The sequence below is a fragment of the Parashewanella hymeniacidonis genome (assembly GCF_016900895.1).
GTDB classification, from domain to species: domain Bacteria; phylum Pseudomonadota; class Gammaproteobacteria; order Enterobacterales; family Shewanellaceae; genus Parashewanella; species Parashewanella hymeniacidonis.
This window is the reverse complement of record NZ_JAFEUN010000095.1, coordinates 1-17,736: the sequence shown is the minus strand read 5'-3', so window position 1 is coordinate 17,736 and position 17,736 is coordinate 1. Positions and strand designations below refer to the sequence as shown.

Here is a 17,736-nt window from a genome sequence, read left to right as displayed (position 1 = left end):
AACTCCACCAGCACCTTCATAAACGCAGTCACCGTCTCATAATGACCATTTTGCAGCGCCAGAAATAGTCCAGGTATTTCGTCACCATCTTTCGCTGCTGCCAGCGCTATGAACTTATCTTCTGATAACGTCCCTGCCTTCAGTAACTCCACCAGCACCTTCATAAACGCAGTCACCGTATCATGATGACCATTTTGCAGCGCCAAATATAGTCCAGGCGTTCCGTCACCATCTTTCCCCGCTGCCAGCTCTATGAACTTATCTTCTGATAACTTCCCTGCCTTCAGTAACTCCACCAGCACCTTCATAAACGCAGCCACCGTCTCATGCTGACCGTTTTGCTGCGCTAGACATAGTCCAGATGTTTCGTCACGTCTTTTTCCCGCTGCCAGCGCTATGAACTTATCTTCTGATAACTTCCCTGCCTTCAGTAACTCCGCCAGCACCTTCATAAACGCAGTCACCTTCTCATGCTGACCCTCTTGCAGCGCCAAATATAGTCCAGGCGTTCCGTCACCATCTTTCGCTGCTGCCAGCGCTATGAACTTATCTTCTGATAACGTCCCTTCCTTCAGTAACTCCGCCAGCACCTTCATAAACGCAGTCACTGTCTCATGCTGACCCTCTTGCAGCGCTAAATATAGTCCAGGCGTTCCGTCACCATCTTTCCCCGCTGCCAGCGCTATGAACTTATCTTCTGATAACTTCCCTTCCTTCAGTAACTCCACCAGCACCTTCATAAACGCAGCCACCGTCTCATGATGACCATTTTGCAGCGCCAGACATAGTCCAGGTGTTTCGTCACCATCTTTCCCCGCTGCCAGCGCTATGAACTTATCTGCTGATAACTTCCCTTCCTTCAGTAACTCCACCAGCACCTTCATAAACGCAGCCACCGTATCATGCTGACCGTTTTTCTGCGCTAGATGCACACACCTTTTTTTTTGAGAATCTGATAACTTTAAAAATTTATTATCAGTCAGACGTAATTCACGAAAGCATGCGGAGAAATCTGAAATAGTACGACCTTTTCCGAAGACAATATTAATATTGGCAAGCCACAACCCATCACGAGCGTACTTTTCATCTGTAATGTTAAGTAAAAGTTTACTCGTTATAGCTGCCTCATACAGAGTATTATCGTGACTCACGGACAGCCAGTTTGAACCATCAAACCCAATTTGAACCGCATGATTGATATAAGTAATAACCAATGAGAATGGCACGTCATGGGAACGCATCTCTTTAAGACTGCAGGTCAGTGATTTTCGATTGAAAGAGCATAAAAAAGCCTCAGCCACGCAAGGTCTGCACTTTTGGCGCTTATCATGAGGGGTATCTTTTTCAGCTTGTGTAAATGATAACAACTTTGCAGGTGCAGGAATATTTTGGTGACGTGGTAAACCTAATGCAACATATTGTGAAGCGCTTAAGGCGTTGCCTGAATAAACGACCACACCTTCAAAAAAAGCCTTAAGGTCGTCTTCCTCACCGCTAGGAAGCGTCTTGATTCTGGCGTTATACGTTGCCCCATCAAATCTTATCACCGCCTGCGCAGCCATAACCGCAAGTCCGTAGCACACCCCGTTATCCACAGACGGATAACCGAAACCATTCATAATGGATAGAACTTTCGATGCCATAGAATTCATTGAGATTTGGAAGAGCCAGTATTTTTAAAATACTGGCAGACAATGCTAAAAACGAGTTAAAAATCGTTAACGCTCTTGACTTTTTCAGGAGTTATAGCAGGCTGAGCCTTGGCATAAATGCCTTCTCAGCTTAAAAATCAGCCTTAATTCACCCCTATAATTGGCCTTTAAAAGACCTCAAAATCGCAGATTCTGAGCCACGTTTTAACCCTCATTCACCATAAAATTTCTCCTTTAGATTTTTCCAAAAATGAACTACCCCGCCGCAAGCAGCGGGGTATCAATCTAGAACATCTCTAACTGATGATCATTATGGAGCTTCTTATATTCATTCACTTGATTCTTAACATAATTAGCAATCATTTGTTCATCTCCATGTTTACCAACTGTGCTAGCAAAATATGGTTCTGTCGCATCTTTGCAGCCTAAAAAACACTCAAACAGATATTTTGATGTCACACAACTTTTGCTTTTTGAAGTCACATTCTGCAAGCCTAAAAAATAATCTGAACCTAAAGTAGTCGAATATGAGTTTGAGCTTCCGTAAAAAACAGTATCCATCAGCCACCATTTTGATGGCGGTTAGATGGTACTTGGCCTACAAACTCAGTTACCGAGATATTGAAGAGTTACTGAATGAACGTGGTGTTGAAGTCGACCACGCCACGATCCACCGTTGGGTTGTTGAATATACGCCTCAACTGGAGGCTGCTTTTAGAAATGGTAGAAAGCGCTCAGTATCTAGCTCATGGCGGATGGACGAAACCTACATCAAAGTAAAAGATCAGTGGCATTACCTGTACCGAGCCGTTGATAAATTCGGTGATACCATTGATTTCATGCTCAGTGAGAAACGGGATGAAGCGGCGGCCAGAGTGTTTTTCAATAAAGCCATTGGTCAACATGGTCGACCTGAAAAGGTGGTAATATACCCATGATACCTGAAGATGCTCGATTTCAGCGAGAATGCAAAGCTTGTTAATCAAGGCGACAATGTGTGGCAATAGTGAGCTATTGTTAGCACTGGCAACACAGAGTAACACGCTGTGCAACTCGCACTTCGTGGACTTCTCAGCGCCAATTCTTCTTTGTTACATTAGCTCGAAAGAATCCCGATATTCCTTCGCTAATGCGCCTCAAAGAATTGGCGCTGAGAAAGTCCTGAAACATGCATCTTCAGGTATCATGGGTATAGATAAAAGCGGCAGTAATGCGGCGGCATTAGAAACACTCAACTGGCAATTATTGTTATTACAAATGGCTGGGTGTTTGATTGAGGTGTTGCAGGTCAAGTATCTCAACAATATTGTTGAACAAAGTCACCGAGCGGTGAAGTGGCAAATGCGAACGGCACTGGGCTACAAATCAATAGAGGGAGCTAAAGCCACCATCGCTGGAGTTGAGCTCTGGCAAATGATAAGAAAAGGCCAGATGAAGGGGGCACAGGGTCAATCGGTTTGGGAGCAGTTTTACTCACTGGCAGCCTAATTGTGTTTAAAAATCAGTGTTCCTGTGTTTAATTTCGAAGATGCGACAGAACCCAAAACTCTTCTCCTGCAAAGTTTCTTTGCCTGCCCTTAAAGTTACGAGCAATTGAAATGGCACTTTTCCCTTTTAAAAAACCAACAACATTCGGAACTGCATACTTCGGTGGAATACTTAGGCACATATGAACATGATCTTTCATTAAATGCCCTTCTTCTATCACAATGTCTTTTTGATTCGCTAGTTGATGAAATACTTCCCCAAGATGTTTTCTTATTGCACCAAACATCAACTTTTGCCTTCTTTTCGGGATAAAGACTACATGGTATTTACAATCCCACCTTGTATGAGACAACCCTTATAATCTCTCATAGGTACTACCTTTTGCTTTTGGTCGAGCTTAAAAGGTAGCGATACCTTAGTATCGGTGGAACCTATGCGAGTCTCCCCAGCAGATCTGGGGGTTTACCAATGATTAATAAGATTTGTTAGCCATCCATGACTTATATATCTTAAAACTACTGCAAAAGAAAATAGCAAACTACCGAGATAACAATCGCCATCATTAAGCTGAGTGATGCGCCTTCTTTTACCATCTGCTGAATTTCAATTTTACCCGTACCATAAACAATAGCATTTGGTGCCGTTGCAACGGGTAACATATAGGCGCAACTTGCGACCATAGCAGCAGGTATCATCAGTACTTCAGGTTTAACACCAACACCTACTGCTGCAACGGCAAGAATTGGCATGAGTAGTGTTGCAGTAGCGGTATTACTGGTGATCTCTGTTAGATAAACCACCACCACACATATCAATACCATCAGTGCTAACAATGGAATATTATCTTTAGCTGACAACCAATCACCCAACATTTCACTTAATCCAGATGCTGACATACCTTTCGCTAAAGCAATACCACCAGCAAATAACAACAACATACCCCAAGGAATTTCTTTGGCTGTATCCCAATCAAGAATTCGGCCTTCATCCCCATTTGGCACGACGAACATCAGGACTACAGCTGCAAGTGCCACGGTGCTATCGCCAGCTAAGTCAACTTGGAATAATTCAGCCCAACCACCAAATGGTGCATGACGCGTTACCCAAGCCAAAATAGTCAAAGCAAAAATGAGGATGGTTTTTTTTTCTTCACTGCGCCACTTTCCCTGCTCGGGAAGTTCAACTTTAGCTTTAAGGGTCACATTTCGAGTTAACCAGAGCGCCATTAGCGGAATTGCGATTACAACGATTGGTATCCCCACTTTCATCCACTCTATGAATTCAAACGTTTTGCCTGTGTATTGCTCATAAATGCCCATAAAAATTACATTTGGTGGAGTACCAATTGGCGTAGCAATACCTCCTGTGCTTGCGGCATAGGCAATTCCTAAAATGAGTGCAACTGAAAGTTTAGGGTTATCGATGCGACTTAAAATAGCTAAAGCAATGGGTAGCATGATCAAAGTTGCCGCTGTATTTGAAATCCACATACTGAGAAATGCCGTTGCGAGCATAAAGCCGAACACGAGCCTCTTAGCGCTGGATACACCAACAAAATTCACCATATACACAGCTAGCCGTTGATGAGCACCACTTTTCTCTAACGCCTTCGAAAGCATGAATGCAGCCATTAACAGCAAAATAACATGACTACCGAATGATAAAGCTACTGCTTTATGATCTACAATGCCAAAAAGGGGTAGTAATGCAAAAGGTACGAGTGAAGTTGCAGGGATCGGTAGAGCTTCTGTCACCCACCAAATGACCGTTAGCAGCGTAATGCCAGCGGTGGCGGCAGGAGCGAAATCCATACCTCCCAAGGTAAGAAACCAATAAAAAGCCCATGCTAATGCTGGGCCGATGACAAGAAAATGGGAACGGGTCAGTTTCATAATTGTTATTATTTATCGTTAATTATGAAACAAGAATATCTAAGCCGTTAACGACCGTCAATCATACGTCCGATACTTCCAAGTACTGAGCCTTCACCTTTATCACTGCCTCCTGATGAAGGTGCACTTGCAATAATTCTATCTGCCATACGAGAGAACGGTAAACTCTGTAACCAAACACTGCCGTGCCCCGATAAGGTCGCCAAAAATAATCCTTCACCACCGAAGAGCATTGATTTCATTGATCCTGATTTCTGAATATCGTAATCAATACCTGAAGTAAAAGCAGCAATACAACCCGTATCGACTCTTAGCGTTTCACCATTTAACTCTTTACGAATTAAGGTTCCACCAGCATGAATAAATGCCATACCGTCTCCTTGGAGATTTTGTAGTATGAAACCTTCACCGCCAAAGAAACCTGCGCCTAAACGTCGGTTAAAGCTAGTACTCACTTGAGTTCCCATAGCCGCAGCCAAAAAACTGTCCTTCTGACAGATAAGTTCACCACCTATATCAGCCAAGTCAATTGCGAGAATAGTCCCAGGGTAAGGAGCAGCAAAAGCGACTCTACGCTTCTCATAGCCTTGGTTCGTAAAGTGAGTCATAAACACACTTTCACCAGAAAGCACACGTTTACCGGCACTGAATACTTTTCCAAAAAATCCACTGTCTGGGTTAGAACCATCCCCCATCTTAGCTTCAAAATTAATATCTTGCTCCATATAAGTCATGGCACCCGCTTCGGCAACCACCGTCTCTTGTGGGTCAAGTTCAACCTCAACCAACTGCATATCATGACCTTTGATTTCGTAATCTACTTCGTGACAACGGCGCATTTTATCCCCTTCTAAAAAATCCGTTTAAATATGAGTGGATTTACCCTACATTAAAAGCTGATTTTTTCAACAATAAACTTGTTTGTTAATTTTACCGTTGAAATTCCTCAAGAATAAGTTTAGTAAATAATTGTCCCGCTCGTCCTAGCGGCCTACTTTGTGTGGATACCAGTTGAGGTGTAAAGGTATAGCGACTACCACCAACAAAATCGACTTCGACTAACTCGCCACAGTCTAATTTATCTTTAGCCAAAAAGTCTGGTAACCACCCAAAACCCAAATCATTGAGTAACGCTCCTCGTTTCATGATGAAGCCGGACAGATAAAATACCTTGTCACCTTTGAATTGCATTTCGTCTCTATGGTTACTTGACGGAGCTGAGTCTTCAATAGTGAGTTCAACGTATTGTTGGAGCTCCAGTAACGAAACGTGTTTTTTACTTGCCAATTCATGGTATTGAGATGTCACCAAAATATTGGTGATTTCAGGTAGGGGTATCGGATTTAGTTCAGGACCAGTACGATAGTCTTTTACGAGCATCAAATCTGCTTTATCCGTTTCAAACCGGTGCTGTACACCACCAAGAAACTCGACATTCAATTGGATTTTGGTGGGGATATCATGATCAGCGAGTTTTTTTAATGCTCTCATAATAGGCGGCATAGGCAATGCACCATCAATGACCAACTCTAAGCGTGGTTCCCATTCTTGACTAAATCGATTCGCTAAACGCTCTATGTTCGATAATTGTTCGATTAAACGTTGCCCTTCATTTAAAATCACCTCACCTTGAGGGGTCAACTTTGCACGATATTGTTCACGGCTAAACAACTCTACGCCAAGATGCTGTTCTAATTTTTTTATTTGATAGCTCACAGCAGACTGTGCTTTGTGCAGCCTATCAGCCGCTTTTGCAAAGCTGCCTTCTTCAACTAAAACCTGCATAACTTTGAAAGCTTCAATATCTATTTTCATCGTCCAAACCTCAACAATCGATTTTTTTGATTGAGTTAAGCTAAATATTATTCTTTTTTTTGTTTGAATTTACAATTAAATTGCAAGATAGATCACATTTTTAAAGTGAGGGCTTCACTGATGCCATTTTATGTAAAGCAAGGCCAAATACCACATAAGCGACATATCACCTTCGAAAAAGAAAATGGTGAGCTCTATCGTGAAGAGTTGTTTTCAACTCATGGCTTTTCAAATATCTATTCCAATAAATATCACCACAACATGCCGACAAAGGCATTAGCGGTTGCGCCTTACCATGTTGACCATGGTTTAGGTTGGGAAGACTCACTCATCCAAAACTACAAGCTGGACTCTAAAGACGTCGATAAATCTGGTAATTTTTTTAGTGCCAGAAATAAGATTTTCTTTAACTCGGATGTTGCGATGTATACTGCAAAAGTAACAGAGGACACTGAGGAGTTTTACCGTAACTCATATGCTGATGAAGTTGTATTTGTCCATGAAGGTTCAGGTACACTTTTTAGTGAATATGGCACACTTGAAGTGAAAAAGTGGGATTACCTTGTTATTCCACGTGGTACAACTTACCAATTGAAATTCGACACCTACGACAACGTACGCTTATTTGTTGTTGAATCTAATTCAATGGTCGAAATTCCCAAGCATTTCCGAAATGAGTACGGCCAACTACTTGAATCGGCACCGTATTGTGAGCGTGATATACGTACTCCTGAGTTACAAGACGCCGTTGTTGAAAAAGGGGATTTTTCTCTCGTCTGTAAATTTGGTGAGAAGTATCAAGTAACCACACTTGAATGGCATCCGTTTGATTTAGTTGGCTGGGATGGCTTTGTTTATCCTTGGGCATTTAATATCACTGAATATGCTCCTAAAGTGGGTAAGATACATTTACCACCATCAGACCACATTGTATTTACAGCACACAACTTTGTGATGTGTAATTTTGTACCGAGACTCTACGATTTCCACGAAAAGTCCATTCCAGCGCCGTATTATCATAACAATATCGATAGCGATGAAGTGCTTTACTACGTTGACGGCGACTTTATGAGTCGTACAGGCATTGGTCCTGGATATTTAACATTGCACCAAAAGGGCGTACCGCACGGACCTCAACCGGGGAAGACTGAAGCTTCTATCGGCAAAAAGGAAACTTACGAATATGCCGTAATGGTCGATACTTTTGCACCATTACATTTAACTGAGCATGTACAACAGTGCATGAGCAAAGACTATAACCGTTCTTGGATAGAAGATTAAAATCAGAAACGGATCCAAAACGTACCCTATTAAAATAAATTGAGGAAAACATTATGGCTAGCGAACAAAATCCACTAGGACTAATGGGCATTGAGTTTACGGAATATGCCACTCCTGACACAGATTTTATGCACAAGGTATTTAAAGACTTTGGTTTCTCTATGCTAAAAAAGCATAAAGAAAAGGACATCCTTTATTATCAGCAAAACAATATCCACTTTCTTCTTAATAATGAAAAGAAAGGTTTCTCTGCTGAATTTGCTAAAAAACATGGCCCGGCTATTACCTCTATGGGTTGGCGTGTTGAAGATGCAGAGTTTGCATACAAAGCCGCAGTTGAGCGTGGCGCAAAAGCAGCTGATGATTCAGTAAAAGATTTAGATTACCCAGCTATTTACGGCATTGGTAATAGCTTAATTTACTTTATTGATGTTTTCGGTGAAGAAAATAATATTTATAACAATGACTTTGTTGATTTAGAACACCCTGAGCTTATTCAAGAAAAAGGCTTTATGGAAGTCGATCATCTAACCAATAATGTTTATAAAGGCACCATGCAACACTGGGCAGACTTTTATAAGAACATTTTCGGTTTCACTGAAGTACGTTATTTCGACATCAACGGTGCCCAAACAGGTTTGACTTCATTCGCACTGCGCTCTCCAGATGGAAGCTTCTGCATTCCAATTAACGAGGGTAAAGACGACGATAAGAACCAAATTGATGAATATCTTAAAGAGTACGATGGTCCTGGCGTGCAGCATTTAGCTTTTACTAGCCGTGATATTGTCGCTTCGCTTGATGCGATGGAAGGTTCATCTATCAAAACGCTCGATATTATCCCTGAATATTACGACACCATTTTTGATAAGTTACCTCAAATCACGGAAGATCATGATCGGATTAAACATCATCAAATTCTTTGTGATGGTGACGAAAACGGGTACCTTCTGCAGATTTTCACTAAAAATCTATTTGGCCCAATCTTCATCGAAATCATCCAACGTAAGAACAACTTAGGGTTTGGCGAAGGTAACTTCACTGCATTGTTCGAATCTATTGAGCGCGACCAAATGCGTCGTGGCGTGCTTTAATTGTCTGACTTAACTAAGCAGAGATTAGCTCTGCTTAGTTTATTTTAAAATATCGATTAACTCGCTTCTCAATTTCCTTGTCGTTGGTGAATTAAGGAATAACAAGACTTCTTTTCTACTGTCTCGTTTGACATTTTCTTGAACCCACTTTACAAAATATTTCTGATTTTGTTTGGTTATCATTGAGTTTTCATATTTAATATCATCGCTATTAATGGCTGATGCAATTTCTGCAGACATTGACTCACAAGCCATCATAAGAACTGCATGCTGCTCAGCAACTTTGGCTCTTTCCATTAATTCCTCTTCATCACTAGAGCTTCTTACCCAAGTTTCCATGGCACTCGGTATTAAGGTAGGATCTTCCATCTTATATTCATACTGACCAAGATCTTTTCCTGCTAGATACTTCCACCCAGTGAACTTCACTGGCTTTCCTATACCAGAACAAAGCAAGTTATGATTTGAAATACTACAAAACCTATACCCTTTATCATGAACATCTTTAACTAATCCTAAAAAAGGTAAAATTTGCTCTTTTTTCAATTCATGCTCTGATCTTCTATGAAACTTTTTAACATCCCGTCCTCCGTATTCTGCAATGACAGTATCTTCATCCACAACCCAAGCTTTGCAAACACAATCATGGTCTTCAACCACTTTAAGCCTTTTTTCCATTTCTTCTTTGTGTTTTTTGCTGTACTTTTCAGACACACGTTCACTTCTTTTTAATGAAACAAACTTATCATCTATTGCTACAACTTTTTCTTCTCGACCAAACATCCTGTATTTAGGCTTTGCTGCTGGTTCATATACTAAATCAACCTGTTCATCACCTGGATTGAGCTCATAATATGTTCGGCCCCCCATGGGTATTTTCTTTCGTCCAACACATGTCATTGACGCTGTTTCACTGAGCTTCTTAAGATCTGATGTACACTCAGAATTGAGCGAAGGCCTATGCCAATATTCATTTTCGTTATGTGTGGATTTATACAAGAGTACTTTTGATCTTTTCTCTAAAGTCTCTGCATCTCTAGTACGTCTTTCTTCTCGATTAAGAGGCGAATCAAATGAATATTCTGGATGTTCTTCTTCTGCAATTAACACTAACTTGCCACTTTCCAAATTATCCCTTTCATATTTTGCCCTGATAACCACTGACCCAGTTCTTTCTCTTTGTATTGAAGGAGGATGACATTCCACCTCATCAGTTTCGATTTCAGAACTCTCTAGCTTGATATCTGAGACATCATGTTCGTCATCAAGCATTTTTAGTAATTCATTTTCGTCTTTACTTAATACAGCGCAACTATCATCTTTATCTATTGTTACAGGTTTAGTGACTTCTTCTTTAACAGCGCTATCAGCTTCATCTTCGGTCTCCTTTTGGGGTATTGCTGATAATTTTCCATTTTCTGGAATTACAACAACTGAAGTTTCATTTTCATGTTCAACTTGTTCTGTAAGATCACTACTACCATAACCTCTTGTAGGTGTTGATGTAAGAAAGCTTTTTTCATTAGAATTCATGGAAGATTGCTGTACAAAGTAATTAGAAATTGAATAATCACTCTCATTTAATACATCACGAATTCGAGTACTCGTAGTACCTATTTTTAAAAAGTGTAAAAAACTATAAAAACAATTAAATATTCCAGCCGATGAGCCGGCTTTTTCATAAACCTCGTCAACCTCATTTTTATTTGAATTAAATGTAACGCCAAACTCTCTGCCACTAATAATAAAGGTGTAACTCGTCTCGCTATTTTTCTGTACATCAATTGTTTTTTGATTCATGCCATCTCTAATGGCAGCTTTAAAGATAGGCAAAGTCATAAATCAAACCTCTACAATTCATTTTCTTGATGATAAAACTACTATCAACATCGATTGTAAATTGAGTACTTGTTCAAAAATCTACAAAGATTAATTTCTTAGGAACAAAAAAGCCGAGCAAATTCAGCTCGGCTTCAATTATGTAAAAATGGCTTTTAATCATTGTCATGAAAATGATGTTCGGACATTAAATGCCCTAAAACAGTAGACTTAGTTTTAAGGTAATGTTCATTATATCGATTTTTACCCACTTGCAGTGGCACTCGTTCGGCGACTTCTACACCAAAGCGTTGCAATGCGTTCACCTTGCGAGGGTTGTTCGTCATCAACTTGACTTGGTTAATACCTATTTTTTCGAGCATGGGTACAATCATGTCATAACGACGCAAATCAGCTGCAAAGCCAAGCTTTTCATTGGCTTCTACGGTGTTAGCACCTTGATCTTGAAGCTCGTAAGCACGAATTTTATTGATCAAGCCAATACCACGTCCCTCTTGACGGAGGTAAAGAATGAATCCTTGTCCAGCTTCTGCAATATGCTGCATAGCCGTTTGTAATTGAAAACCGCAATCACACCTTAAGCTGAATAAAGCATCACCAGTTAAACATTCTGAGTGAACTCTGCCTAAAACCGCTTCGCCCTCAGTCCATTCACCTATGGTTAAAGCAACATGCTCTTTACCTGTTTCCGTATCTTCAAATCCATGCATAGTAAACACTCCGTAAGGAGTAGGTAATTTTGAAGATGCAACATATTTTACCGACATGAAAAAACCTTAAAAAAACTCAAATTGAAAGGTTGAAAACCATTTCTTTATTTTAATTATATCGTTTATTTTGCCATTAAAACTTATTAGGCGCATAACCCGTCATTTGTGTTAAACCCATTTCACGGCCTAACGCTGTCATTGGATGAACAACAACAAGCCCTTTTACCGACTTTTTTAGTTTCCCTAAGTCAGCCTGTTCTTGTTTAGTTAAGGCACGATTAAAGGCTAGCGAGGTAATCTTTGAACCTTCTTTACTTAACTGACGAGAATTTTGAGATTTTACTGAATTGATGCGTTTAGTAACGGCTGCAATTTCTTTTTTAAATTGCATGGCAACAGCCTCGTCACCTCGACCTTCTGCTGCAGATAATTTACGGCGAAACTTATCTAATTTGTTGTTAAGATCTTGCAGCTCTTGTTTTAAATTCATTTTGCGACCTTGGCATCTGACTTAGATCAAATGCAGAAATGATTTTTTGAAAGTGCGAATATTATAGCAGTAACTCGATGAAACAAGTTACTGCTTTGTGTGGAAGATTTAAGTGTATGAGTTCAATGTATGGATCATTTGATTACTGCTACCTCTAAAACGTAAACTAGGGTCAGCAAGCTCTCTTTCAAATTTCCCATCAATAACGACATCTAACATGCTAATAACTTCTTGTTGCTCGAGCGTTAGCGCATTCAAGGTATAACCTGTCCACAGCCAGATGTCTTTATCAGGGCATTCTTTTTTCACCCTTTCAACTAGCGCTTTAATTGCAGGTAAATTAGAGGGTAATAGCGGATCACCACCGCTTAAGCTTAACCCTCTTCGTTTGATACGTTCATCTTTGAGATCATCAATAATTTGTTGCTGTATTTCAGCATCAAACACATGACCTGACTCAGGGTTCCATGTAGATTGGTTGTAGCAACCACGGCATTGATGAACGCAACCAGAAACAAACAACGTCGCTCTTGTCCCTGGCCCATTAATCACGTCTACAGGATAGTAGGCGTTGTAATTCATAGATGCTTGACTCTTCGCTTCACTTCTTCTTGTTTACCAAAATTAAACGGTCTTGCATCCGGGCTGCCTAAATAACCACATACTCTTCGGGTTACTGACACCCTACTTGGATCATGGTTTCCGCACTTAGAACAAGTAAAGCCTTTACTGGTGCATTCAAATTCACCTAAAAAGCCACATTCATAGCACTCGTCGATGGGAGTATTCGTTCCATAATATGGGACTCGACTATAGCTGTAATCCCAAACATCTTCTAATGCTTCAGTGTTATGCTGCATATTTGGGTATTCGCCATAGCAAATAAAACCGCCATTAGCGATGAAAGGATAAGGTTGTTCAAAGTCAATTTTATCGTATGGGTTTACTTTCTTTTCAACATCTAAATGAAAACTGTTGGTGTAGTATCCTTTATCGGTCACACCTTTTACGATGCCAAATTCTTTTGCATCAATATGATGAAAACGGCTACAAAGGTTTTCACTTGGTGTGCTATACAAGCTAAAGCCATAACCTGTTTCGTTTTTCCATTGATCAACCGCAGCTTTTAGATACTTGACGATGGCAATTGCTTTTTCACGTAATGTTTCATTGTCGTAAACATGCTCTTGAGTGCCATAAAGTGCATTAATGGTTTCGTGCAAACCGATATAACCAAGCGAGATTGAAGCACGACCATTCTTGAATATTTCAGTAATATCATCGTCTGCATCAAGCCTGACACCACATGCCCCTTCCATATATAGAATAGGAGCAACTTTAGCTTTCACACCTTTTAAGCGGTCAATTCGAGTATTTAATGCTAAACGAGCCACATTTAAGCGATTATCCAATAAACGAAAAAATTCAGCTTCATTATTACCAGACTCTAAGGCAACACGAGGTAAATTTAAACTCACAACACCTAGATTATTTCGTCCTTCGTGTTGAAGCTGCCCGTCTTGTTCGTAAGCACTTAAGAAACTGCGGCATCCCATTGGTGTCTTAAATGACCCTGTAACTTCCACAACTTTTTCGTAGTTAAGGATATCTGGGTACATGCGCTGGCTAGCACATTTCAATGCCATTTTTTTAATGTCATAGTTGATATCTGTCGGCTTGTGATTTACGCCATCACGAATGGCAAAGACTAATTTAGGGAATACGGCTGTTTTTCGATTCTTACCTAAACCAGCAATCCTAACCTTCATGATTGATTGCTGAATTAATCGTGACTCCCAACTCGTACCAAGACCAAAACCAAAGGTGACAAATGGCGTTTGGCCATTAGCGGTATGCAATGTATTAACTTCGTACTCTAGTGACTGGAATGCATCATGACATTCCTTTTCAGTTTGTGCTTTTGCATAAGCTTCAACATCAGCAACACTCCATTCTTTTGCTACCGTTAAATGCTTTTCATAACTCTTAGTCACAAACTTGGCCAGCACTTCGTCAATTCGATTAATCGTAGTACCACCATATATATGGCTGGCTACTTGAGCAATAATTTGAGCCGTGACAGCTGTTGCTGTTGAAATTGACTTCGGCGTTTCAATTTCAGCATTACCCATTTTAAATCCATGGGTCATCATGCCTTCCAGATCAATCAGCATACAGTTAAACATTGGGAAAAACGGGGCGTAATCTAAATCATGATAATGTAACTCACCCGCTTCGTGTGCTTTCACCACAGATTTGGGCAGCATATGCGTTTTTGCATAGTGCTTGGCCACAATCCCTGCGAGTAAGTCACGCTGAGTTGGAATTACTTTGGCATCTTTATTGGCGTTTTCATTGAGAAGTGCCGCATTGCTTTGCTCAATGAGCCCACGAATCTCTATATTCAAACTGCTGCTTGTTTCTCGAGCAACATCTCTGTCATGTCTATATTCAATATAATGACGAGCAACAGATTTGTAATTTCCCGCCATCAGTTCATTTTCTACAAGATCTTGCAACTGTTGAATTTCAATTTCGTGCTGCTGCGCAACCTTTAGCGTTACCGCATTTGCAACTATTTGCGCATATTCGCTATCATTCACATCTGCAGCTTGAGCTGCTGCTTCGACTGCTAAAAAAATCCGTTTTGCATCAAATTCCGTTTTGATACCGTCCCTCTTAATAACTACTGGCATGCCATTCTCCAATTAACAACACTTGTGACAATGAATTGTTCAAACCACAATATATAGTGGGTTAGTTGAGATCATTATACTATCTATAGATTTTAAGGCAGGCAGTGACTACGATAATCATGATCAAGATCATGATAAAAAAATGTTCTTTTTCGCTATATTTAGTTGCTTTTTTATATCTATAATTAAATTAAATAGGTATGGAGAACGAAATGAATCCTCTAATTGGTAAAAGTATCTCAACTGAATCCGGTTCATTTGAAACTATTCCCACAAGCGTGATACTTGATATAAGTCCACTTCAAGAGCAGTTCAGCTATTTAGATAGCGAAACAATTAAACTGGCATGGGAATGTTTGTCGATACATTTTGATGACAAAAATATCGAAAGAGCAAAGCAAGTGTATCTAAGTCTGTGCAGTTACCAAGTTACAGACAGAGACAAAATTAATTTATTCCTAGAGCTGAAAAACTTAGCTCTACCGGGAAGCAAGCCACAATTTTTAGTCGAAACTACGGAGGTCAGAAAGGGTTTTAAAAAAACGTTTGTTGCGCCTCAATGCTCTTTGGCATTCACAGTGCTAGATTTACCTTTAGAAAAATTAGATGAACGTTTGAATGAACATATTAAATCTTCAGACGAAGCCGAAACCGAAATAGCCTTTATGAGAGATCTTACTAGGGATACTGCTAACAATTCTGATGCTTTTACTTTCAACGGGAAGTCAATAGATGCTTCAGTCCTTACAGAACTTCAAGAAAGTTGTGGTGAAAATTTAGCAGCTGTTTTGACACTAGCAAAACAAGGTATCGGTGCTGATGTTTACATGATGTTATTAGATTTATTTGCAGGCTCTATTCTAGCAGAAACCTTAGCTACTCAAACTGAGAGAAGTTACGAAATATCCAAGCAAGAAGACTCGATTCAAATTATGTTTAAAATTTATAAAGATCTAACTTTTAACGAGGAAGATCAATTTGAAGCAAACGTATCCGCTTGTGAAAGCCTTGACTATCCTAAATCTGTCGAAACATTTGTTGCAGTTAGCATATTTAAAGGGCAAGTAAAGTCGACACTTGCAAGAGTTACGCTTGGCGAAAGTGTAAAATTTAAATCGGCTCCGTTCGCCACTCGACCTATTTAGCATTAACTAAGCGTTCAAAGAGATTACAAATCTTTTCGCACTTTCTTCTAGTAAATCCAAAACATGTTCAAAGCCTTCATCACCGCCATAGTAAGGATCTGGTACTTCTGTTTCTTGTGACTCAGCATAAAAGAGAATAAGTTTAAGCTTATCTTTATATTGAATAGGGCAACGCATCTTCAAATCGTTCAAATTGTCATTATCTGCCGCTAAAATGAGATCAAACTTTTTAAAATCTTCTGCTGTTACTTGTCTTGCGGTAATTCCCTCAAAACTATAACCACGTTTTTTACCAGCAGCTCTTGCTCGAAGGTCAGGTAAGTTACCTTGATGGAAGCCAATGGTTCCTGCACTATCTAACTGAATATCAATACCAGCATCATTGATTACTTTTCTAAACACAGATTCTGCGGTTGGAGAACGGCAAATATTGCCCATGCACACAAATAGGATTGAGTTAATGGATTTTGTCATTTTTATCACTTGCTTGAATGTTATCTGCTGGAAATCTTACTCTAACAAAGCTCGCAAACCTAGGGGTTTTCTTAGACGTATAACCAAAATATTTAAAAGTGATTGTACTGCCTATTTCAGGAGGCGTTTTGCGCTCCTCAAGTGAAAAGCCAGAACCAATTTTAAACTGCTTTCCGTTTGACAATTCTACTAACAAGCTGCCTAACATACCTTTAAACCGTCCTTTACCCTCGATATGAGCTATCACCTTAGCCTCAGCATCTTGATATTGTTTTAGCTTGATTAAGTCAGGATTTCGACCAGAACGATACAAATTATCTGCCTTATGAAGCATGAGCCCTTCTGCCCCAGCTTGAACCCGCTTTTTCAGTTCAATCATCAATTCAGGTTTCGTGTTTACTCGAAACTGTTCTAAAACCTGCAGATAAGACGACAAATTTGATAAGTTTTCTTTGGCATATAAATATCTTTGCTCAAATGTTCCTTTATGTTCGGGAACATCAAAGACCATGAACTTTATCTGTGACCAAAGATGAACGTCAGGCGTTACTCGTCGAACTGCACCAGAAACAAGTTCAAATTTCTCTCTTTTTATCCAGAGCTCTCCATCTAATGCATATTTGGGGAAATCCTTGTAAAACCAAAGTGGCATATTAATTTTATTGCCTTGCTTGGTCCACATTTGGCTACCATCCCAACGTCCTCTGACACCATCAAGTTTCTCACTTATTAAATAGTCTTTTACCTCAATATCAGGTTTAAACGTGGTCGCAAGTTGAAGGTTTGCTGAAACGTTGAAAGAATACAAGTAAAAAACAATCACCGCAGCCGTTGCGAAAATTTTGTTAACGAGACCTTTTGTTACAAACATAGCATTCCTTGCTATTGATGCTGTTTTCCCCATGGTGTAACTTAATTTACCTTTAAGGAATAAATTGTCAATAAAACATGGAATTAGCTATAGAAGTTAAAAGTTTACAGAAGTCTTTTTCAAGAAAAAAATACTCAACAATATTAATTTACACGTTCCCAAAGGCCAATACTGCAGACAGTTTTATGCAGCAATTGTCCCGTACTCACTGACTTCACTATAAACCTGAGATACTTTTTCATCACTCACGTCTATTCCTAACTTACCGAAAACTAAATTTACCAAGTGC

The 17,736-nt window shown here is 39.8% G+C and carries 13 protein-coding genes and 4 pseudogenes; 5 read left to right on the top strand and 12 right to left on the bottom strand.

Translation table 11 applies throughout. The features are described from left to right. Positions 1-1,643 (bottom strand): annotated as a pseudogene (locus tag JQC92_RS16720) (hypothetical protein); the annotation flags it as partial. A gap of 536 nt (positions 1,644-2,179) precedes the next feature. Between JQC92_RS16720 and JQC92_RS16715 the strand changes: the two are divergent. Together JQC92_RS16715 and JQC92_RS16710 are read left to right on the top strand one after the other, a co-directional pair. Further along, positions 2,180-2,581 (top strand): annotated as a pseudogene (locus tag JQC92_RS16715) (IS6 family transposase); the annotation flags it as partial. Between the two features lie 262 nt (positions 2,582-2,843). After that, a pseudogene (locus JQC92_RS16710) lies at positions 2,844-3,140 on the top strand (DDE-type integrase/transposase/recombinase); the annotation flags it as partial. 52 nt (positions 3,141-3,192) lie between these two features. Here JQC92_RS16710 and tnpA read toward each other — a convergent pair. From tnpA to JQC92_RS16690, 4 genes and pseudogenes are all read right to left on the bottom strand, one after another. Next, a pseudogene (gene tnpA, locus JQC92_RS16705) lies at positions 3,193-3,492 on the bottom strand (IS200/IS605 family transposase); the annotation flags it as partial. A gap of 163 nt (positions 3,493-3,655) precedes the next feature. After that, positions 3,656-5,032, bottom strand: coding sequence for an SLC13 family permease (locus tag JQC92_RS16700; protein WP_205000707.1), 1,377 nt, complete (start codon positions 5,030-5,032; stop codon positions 3,656-3,658). A 47-nt stretch (positions 5,033-5,079) separates the two neighbouring features. Beyond that, positions 5,080-5,871, bottom strand: a complete 792-nt coding sequence (locus tag JQC92_RS16695; protein ID WP_129947888.1) for a TIGR00266 family protein — start codon at positions 5,869-5,871, stop codon at positions 5,080-5,082. Between the two features lie 91 nt (positions 5,872-5,962). Continuing rightward, positions 5,963-6,847, bottom strand: a complete 885-nt coding sequence (locus tag JQC92_RS16690; RefSeq protein WP_205000706.1) for a LysR family transcriptional regulator — start codon at positions 6,845-6,847, stop codon at positions 5,963-5,965. 120 nt (positions 6,848-6,967) lie between these two features. Between JQC92_RS16690 and JQC92_RS16685 the strand changes: the two genes are divergently transcribed. Both JQC92_RS16685 and hppD read left to right on the top strand, forming a co-directional pair. After that, positions 6,968-8,128 (top strand): homogentisate 1,2-dioxygenase, encoded by a 1,161-nt coding sequence (locus JQC92_RS16685; protein WP_129947890.1) that lies wholly within the window; start codon positions 6,968-6,970, stop codon positions 8,126-8,128. 53 nt (positions 8,129-8,181) lie between these two features. Continuing rightward, the gene (gene hppD, locus JQC92_RS16680) at positions 8,182-9,222 is read left to right on the top strand and encodes a 4-hydroxyphenylpyruvate dioxygenase (protein WP_205000705.1); all 1,041 of its coding nucleotides are present in this window, start codon (positions 8,182-8,184) and stop codon (positions 9,220-9,222) included. Between the two features lie 39 nt (positions 9,223-9,261). On the opposite strand, the gene JQC92_RS16675 is transcribed toward hppD, so the two are convergent. The 5 genes from JQC92_RS16675 to nrdD form a co-directional block, all read right to left on the bottom strand. Next, positions 9,262-11,061, bottom strand: coding sequence for a hypothetical protein (locus JQC92_RS16675; RefSeq protein WP_205000704.1), 1,800 nt, complete (start codon positions 11,059-11,061; stop codon positions 9,262-9,264). A 155-nt stretch (positions 11,062-11,216) separates the two neighbouring features. Beyond that, positions 11,217-11,828 carry a GTP cyclohydrolase II gene (gene ribA, locus JQC92_RS16670; protein ID WP_205000703.1) on the bottom strand — a complete coding sequence of 204 codons (612 nt, stop codon included), beginning with the start codon at positions 11,826-11,828 and terminating at the stop codon, positions 11,217-11,219. A gap of 76 nt (positions 11,829-11,904) precedes the next feature. Further along, the gene (locus JQC92_RS16665) at positions 11,905-12,261 is read right to left on the bottom strand and encodes a YibL family ribosome-associated protein (protein WP_129947894.1); all 357 of its coding nucleotides are present in this window, start codon (positions 12,259-12,261) and stop codon (positions 11,905-11,907) included. 108 nt (positions 12,262-12,369) lie between these two features. Then, the gene (gene nrdG, locus JQC92_RS16660; protein WP_205000702.1) at positions 12,370-12,843 is read right to left on the bottom strand and encodes an anaerobic ribonucleoside-triphosphate reductase-activating protein; all 474 of its coding nucleotides are present in this window, start codon (positions 12,841-12,843) and stop codon (positions 12,370-12,372) included. Beyond that, entirely contained in the window at positions 12,840-14,957 is a 2,118-nt protein-coding gene (gene nrdD / locus JQC92_RS16655; RefSeq protein ID WP_205000701.1) for an anaerobic ribonucleoside-triphosphate reductase, read from the bottom strand. Before nrdD ends, nrdG begins: the two co-directional genes overlap by 4 nt. 212 nt (positions 14,958-15,169) lie before the next feature. Between nrdD and JQC92_RS16650 the strand changes: the two genes are divergently transcribed. After that, positions 15,170-16,102 carry a hypothetical protein gene (locus JQC92_RS16650; RefSeq protein WP_205000700.1) on the top strand — a complete coding sequence of 311 codons (933 nt, stop codon included), beginning with the start codon at positions 15,170-15,172 and terminating at the stop codon, positions 16,100-16,102. A 6-nt stretch (positions 16,103-16,108) separates the two neighbouring features. Here the strand turns inward: JQC92_RS16650 and JQC92_RS16645 are convergent, their stop codons facing one another. Together JQC92_RS16645 and JQC92_RS16640 are read right to left on the bottom strand one after the other, a co-directional pair. Next, positions 16,109-16,576 (bottom strand): low molecular weight protein-tyrosine-phosphatase, encoded by a 468-nt coding sequence (locus JQC92_RS16645; protein ID WP_205000699.1) that lies wholly within the window; start codon positions 16,574-16,576, stop codon positions 16,109-16,111. Further along, positions 16,560-17,447, bottom strand: a complete 888-nt coding sequence (locus JQC92_RS16640) for a DNA ligase (RefSeq protein WP_205000698.1) — start codon at positions 17,445-17,447, stop codon at positions 16,560-16,562. The genes JQC92_RS16645 and JQC92_RS16640 overlap by 17 nt, the downstream gene beginning before the upstream one ends. Positions 17,448-17,736: the final 289 nt, after the last annotated feature.

Bases quoted from the DNA above. Each gene is read 5' to 3' on its own strand.
- hppD (WP_205000705.1), top strand. From the start codon at position 8,182: ATGGCTAGCGAACAAAATCCACTAGGACTAATGGGCATTGAGTTTACG.
- nrdG (WP_205000702.1), bottom strand. From the start codon at position 12,843: ATGAATTACAACGCCTACTATCCTGTAGACGTGATTAATGGGCCAGGG.
- JQC92_RS16665 (WP_129947894.1), bottom strand. From the start codon at position 12,261: ATGAATTTAAAACAAGAGCTGCAAGATCTTAACAACAAATTAGATAAG.
- JQC92_RS16690 (WP_205000706.1), bottom strand. From the start codon at position 6,847: ATGAAAATAGATATTGAAGCTTTCAAAGTTATGCAGGTTTTAGTTGAA.
- JQC92_RS16645 (WP_205000699.1), bottom strand. From the start codon at position 16,576: ATGACAAAATCCATTAACTCAATCCTATTTGTGTGCATGGGCAATATT.
- JQC92_RS16695 (WP_129947888.1), bottom strand. From the start codon at position 5,871: ATGCGCCGTTGTCACGAAGTAGATTACGAAATCAAAGGTCATGATATG.
- JQC92_RS16685 (WP_129947890.1), top strand. From the start codon at position 6,968: ATGCCATTTTATGTAAAGCAAGGCCAAATACCACATAAGCGACATATC.
- ribA (WP_205000703.1), bottom strand. From the start codon at position 11,828: ATGTCGGTAAAATATGTTGCATCTTCAAAATTACCTACTCCTTACGGA.
- JQC92_RS16675 (WP_205000704.1), bottom strand. From the start codon at position 11,061: ATGACTTTGCCTATCTTTAAAGCTGCCATTAGAGATGGCATGAATCAA.
- JQC92_RS16650 (WP_205000700.1), top strand. From the start codon at position 15,170: ATGAATCCTCTAATTGGTAAAAGTATCTCAACTGAATCCGGTTCATTT.
- nrdD (WP_205000701.1), bottom strand. From the start codon at position 14,957: ATGCCAGTAGTTATTAAGAGGGACGGTATCAAAACGGAATTTGATGCA.
- JQC92_RS16700 (WP_205000707.1), bottom strand. From the start codon at position 5,032: ATGAAACTGACCCGTTCCCATTTTCTTGTCATCGGCCCAGCATTAGCA.
- JQC92_RS16640 (WP_205000698.1), bottom strand. From the start codon at position 17,447: ATGTTTGTAACAAAAGGTCTCGTTAACAAAATTTTCGCAACGGCTGCG.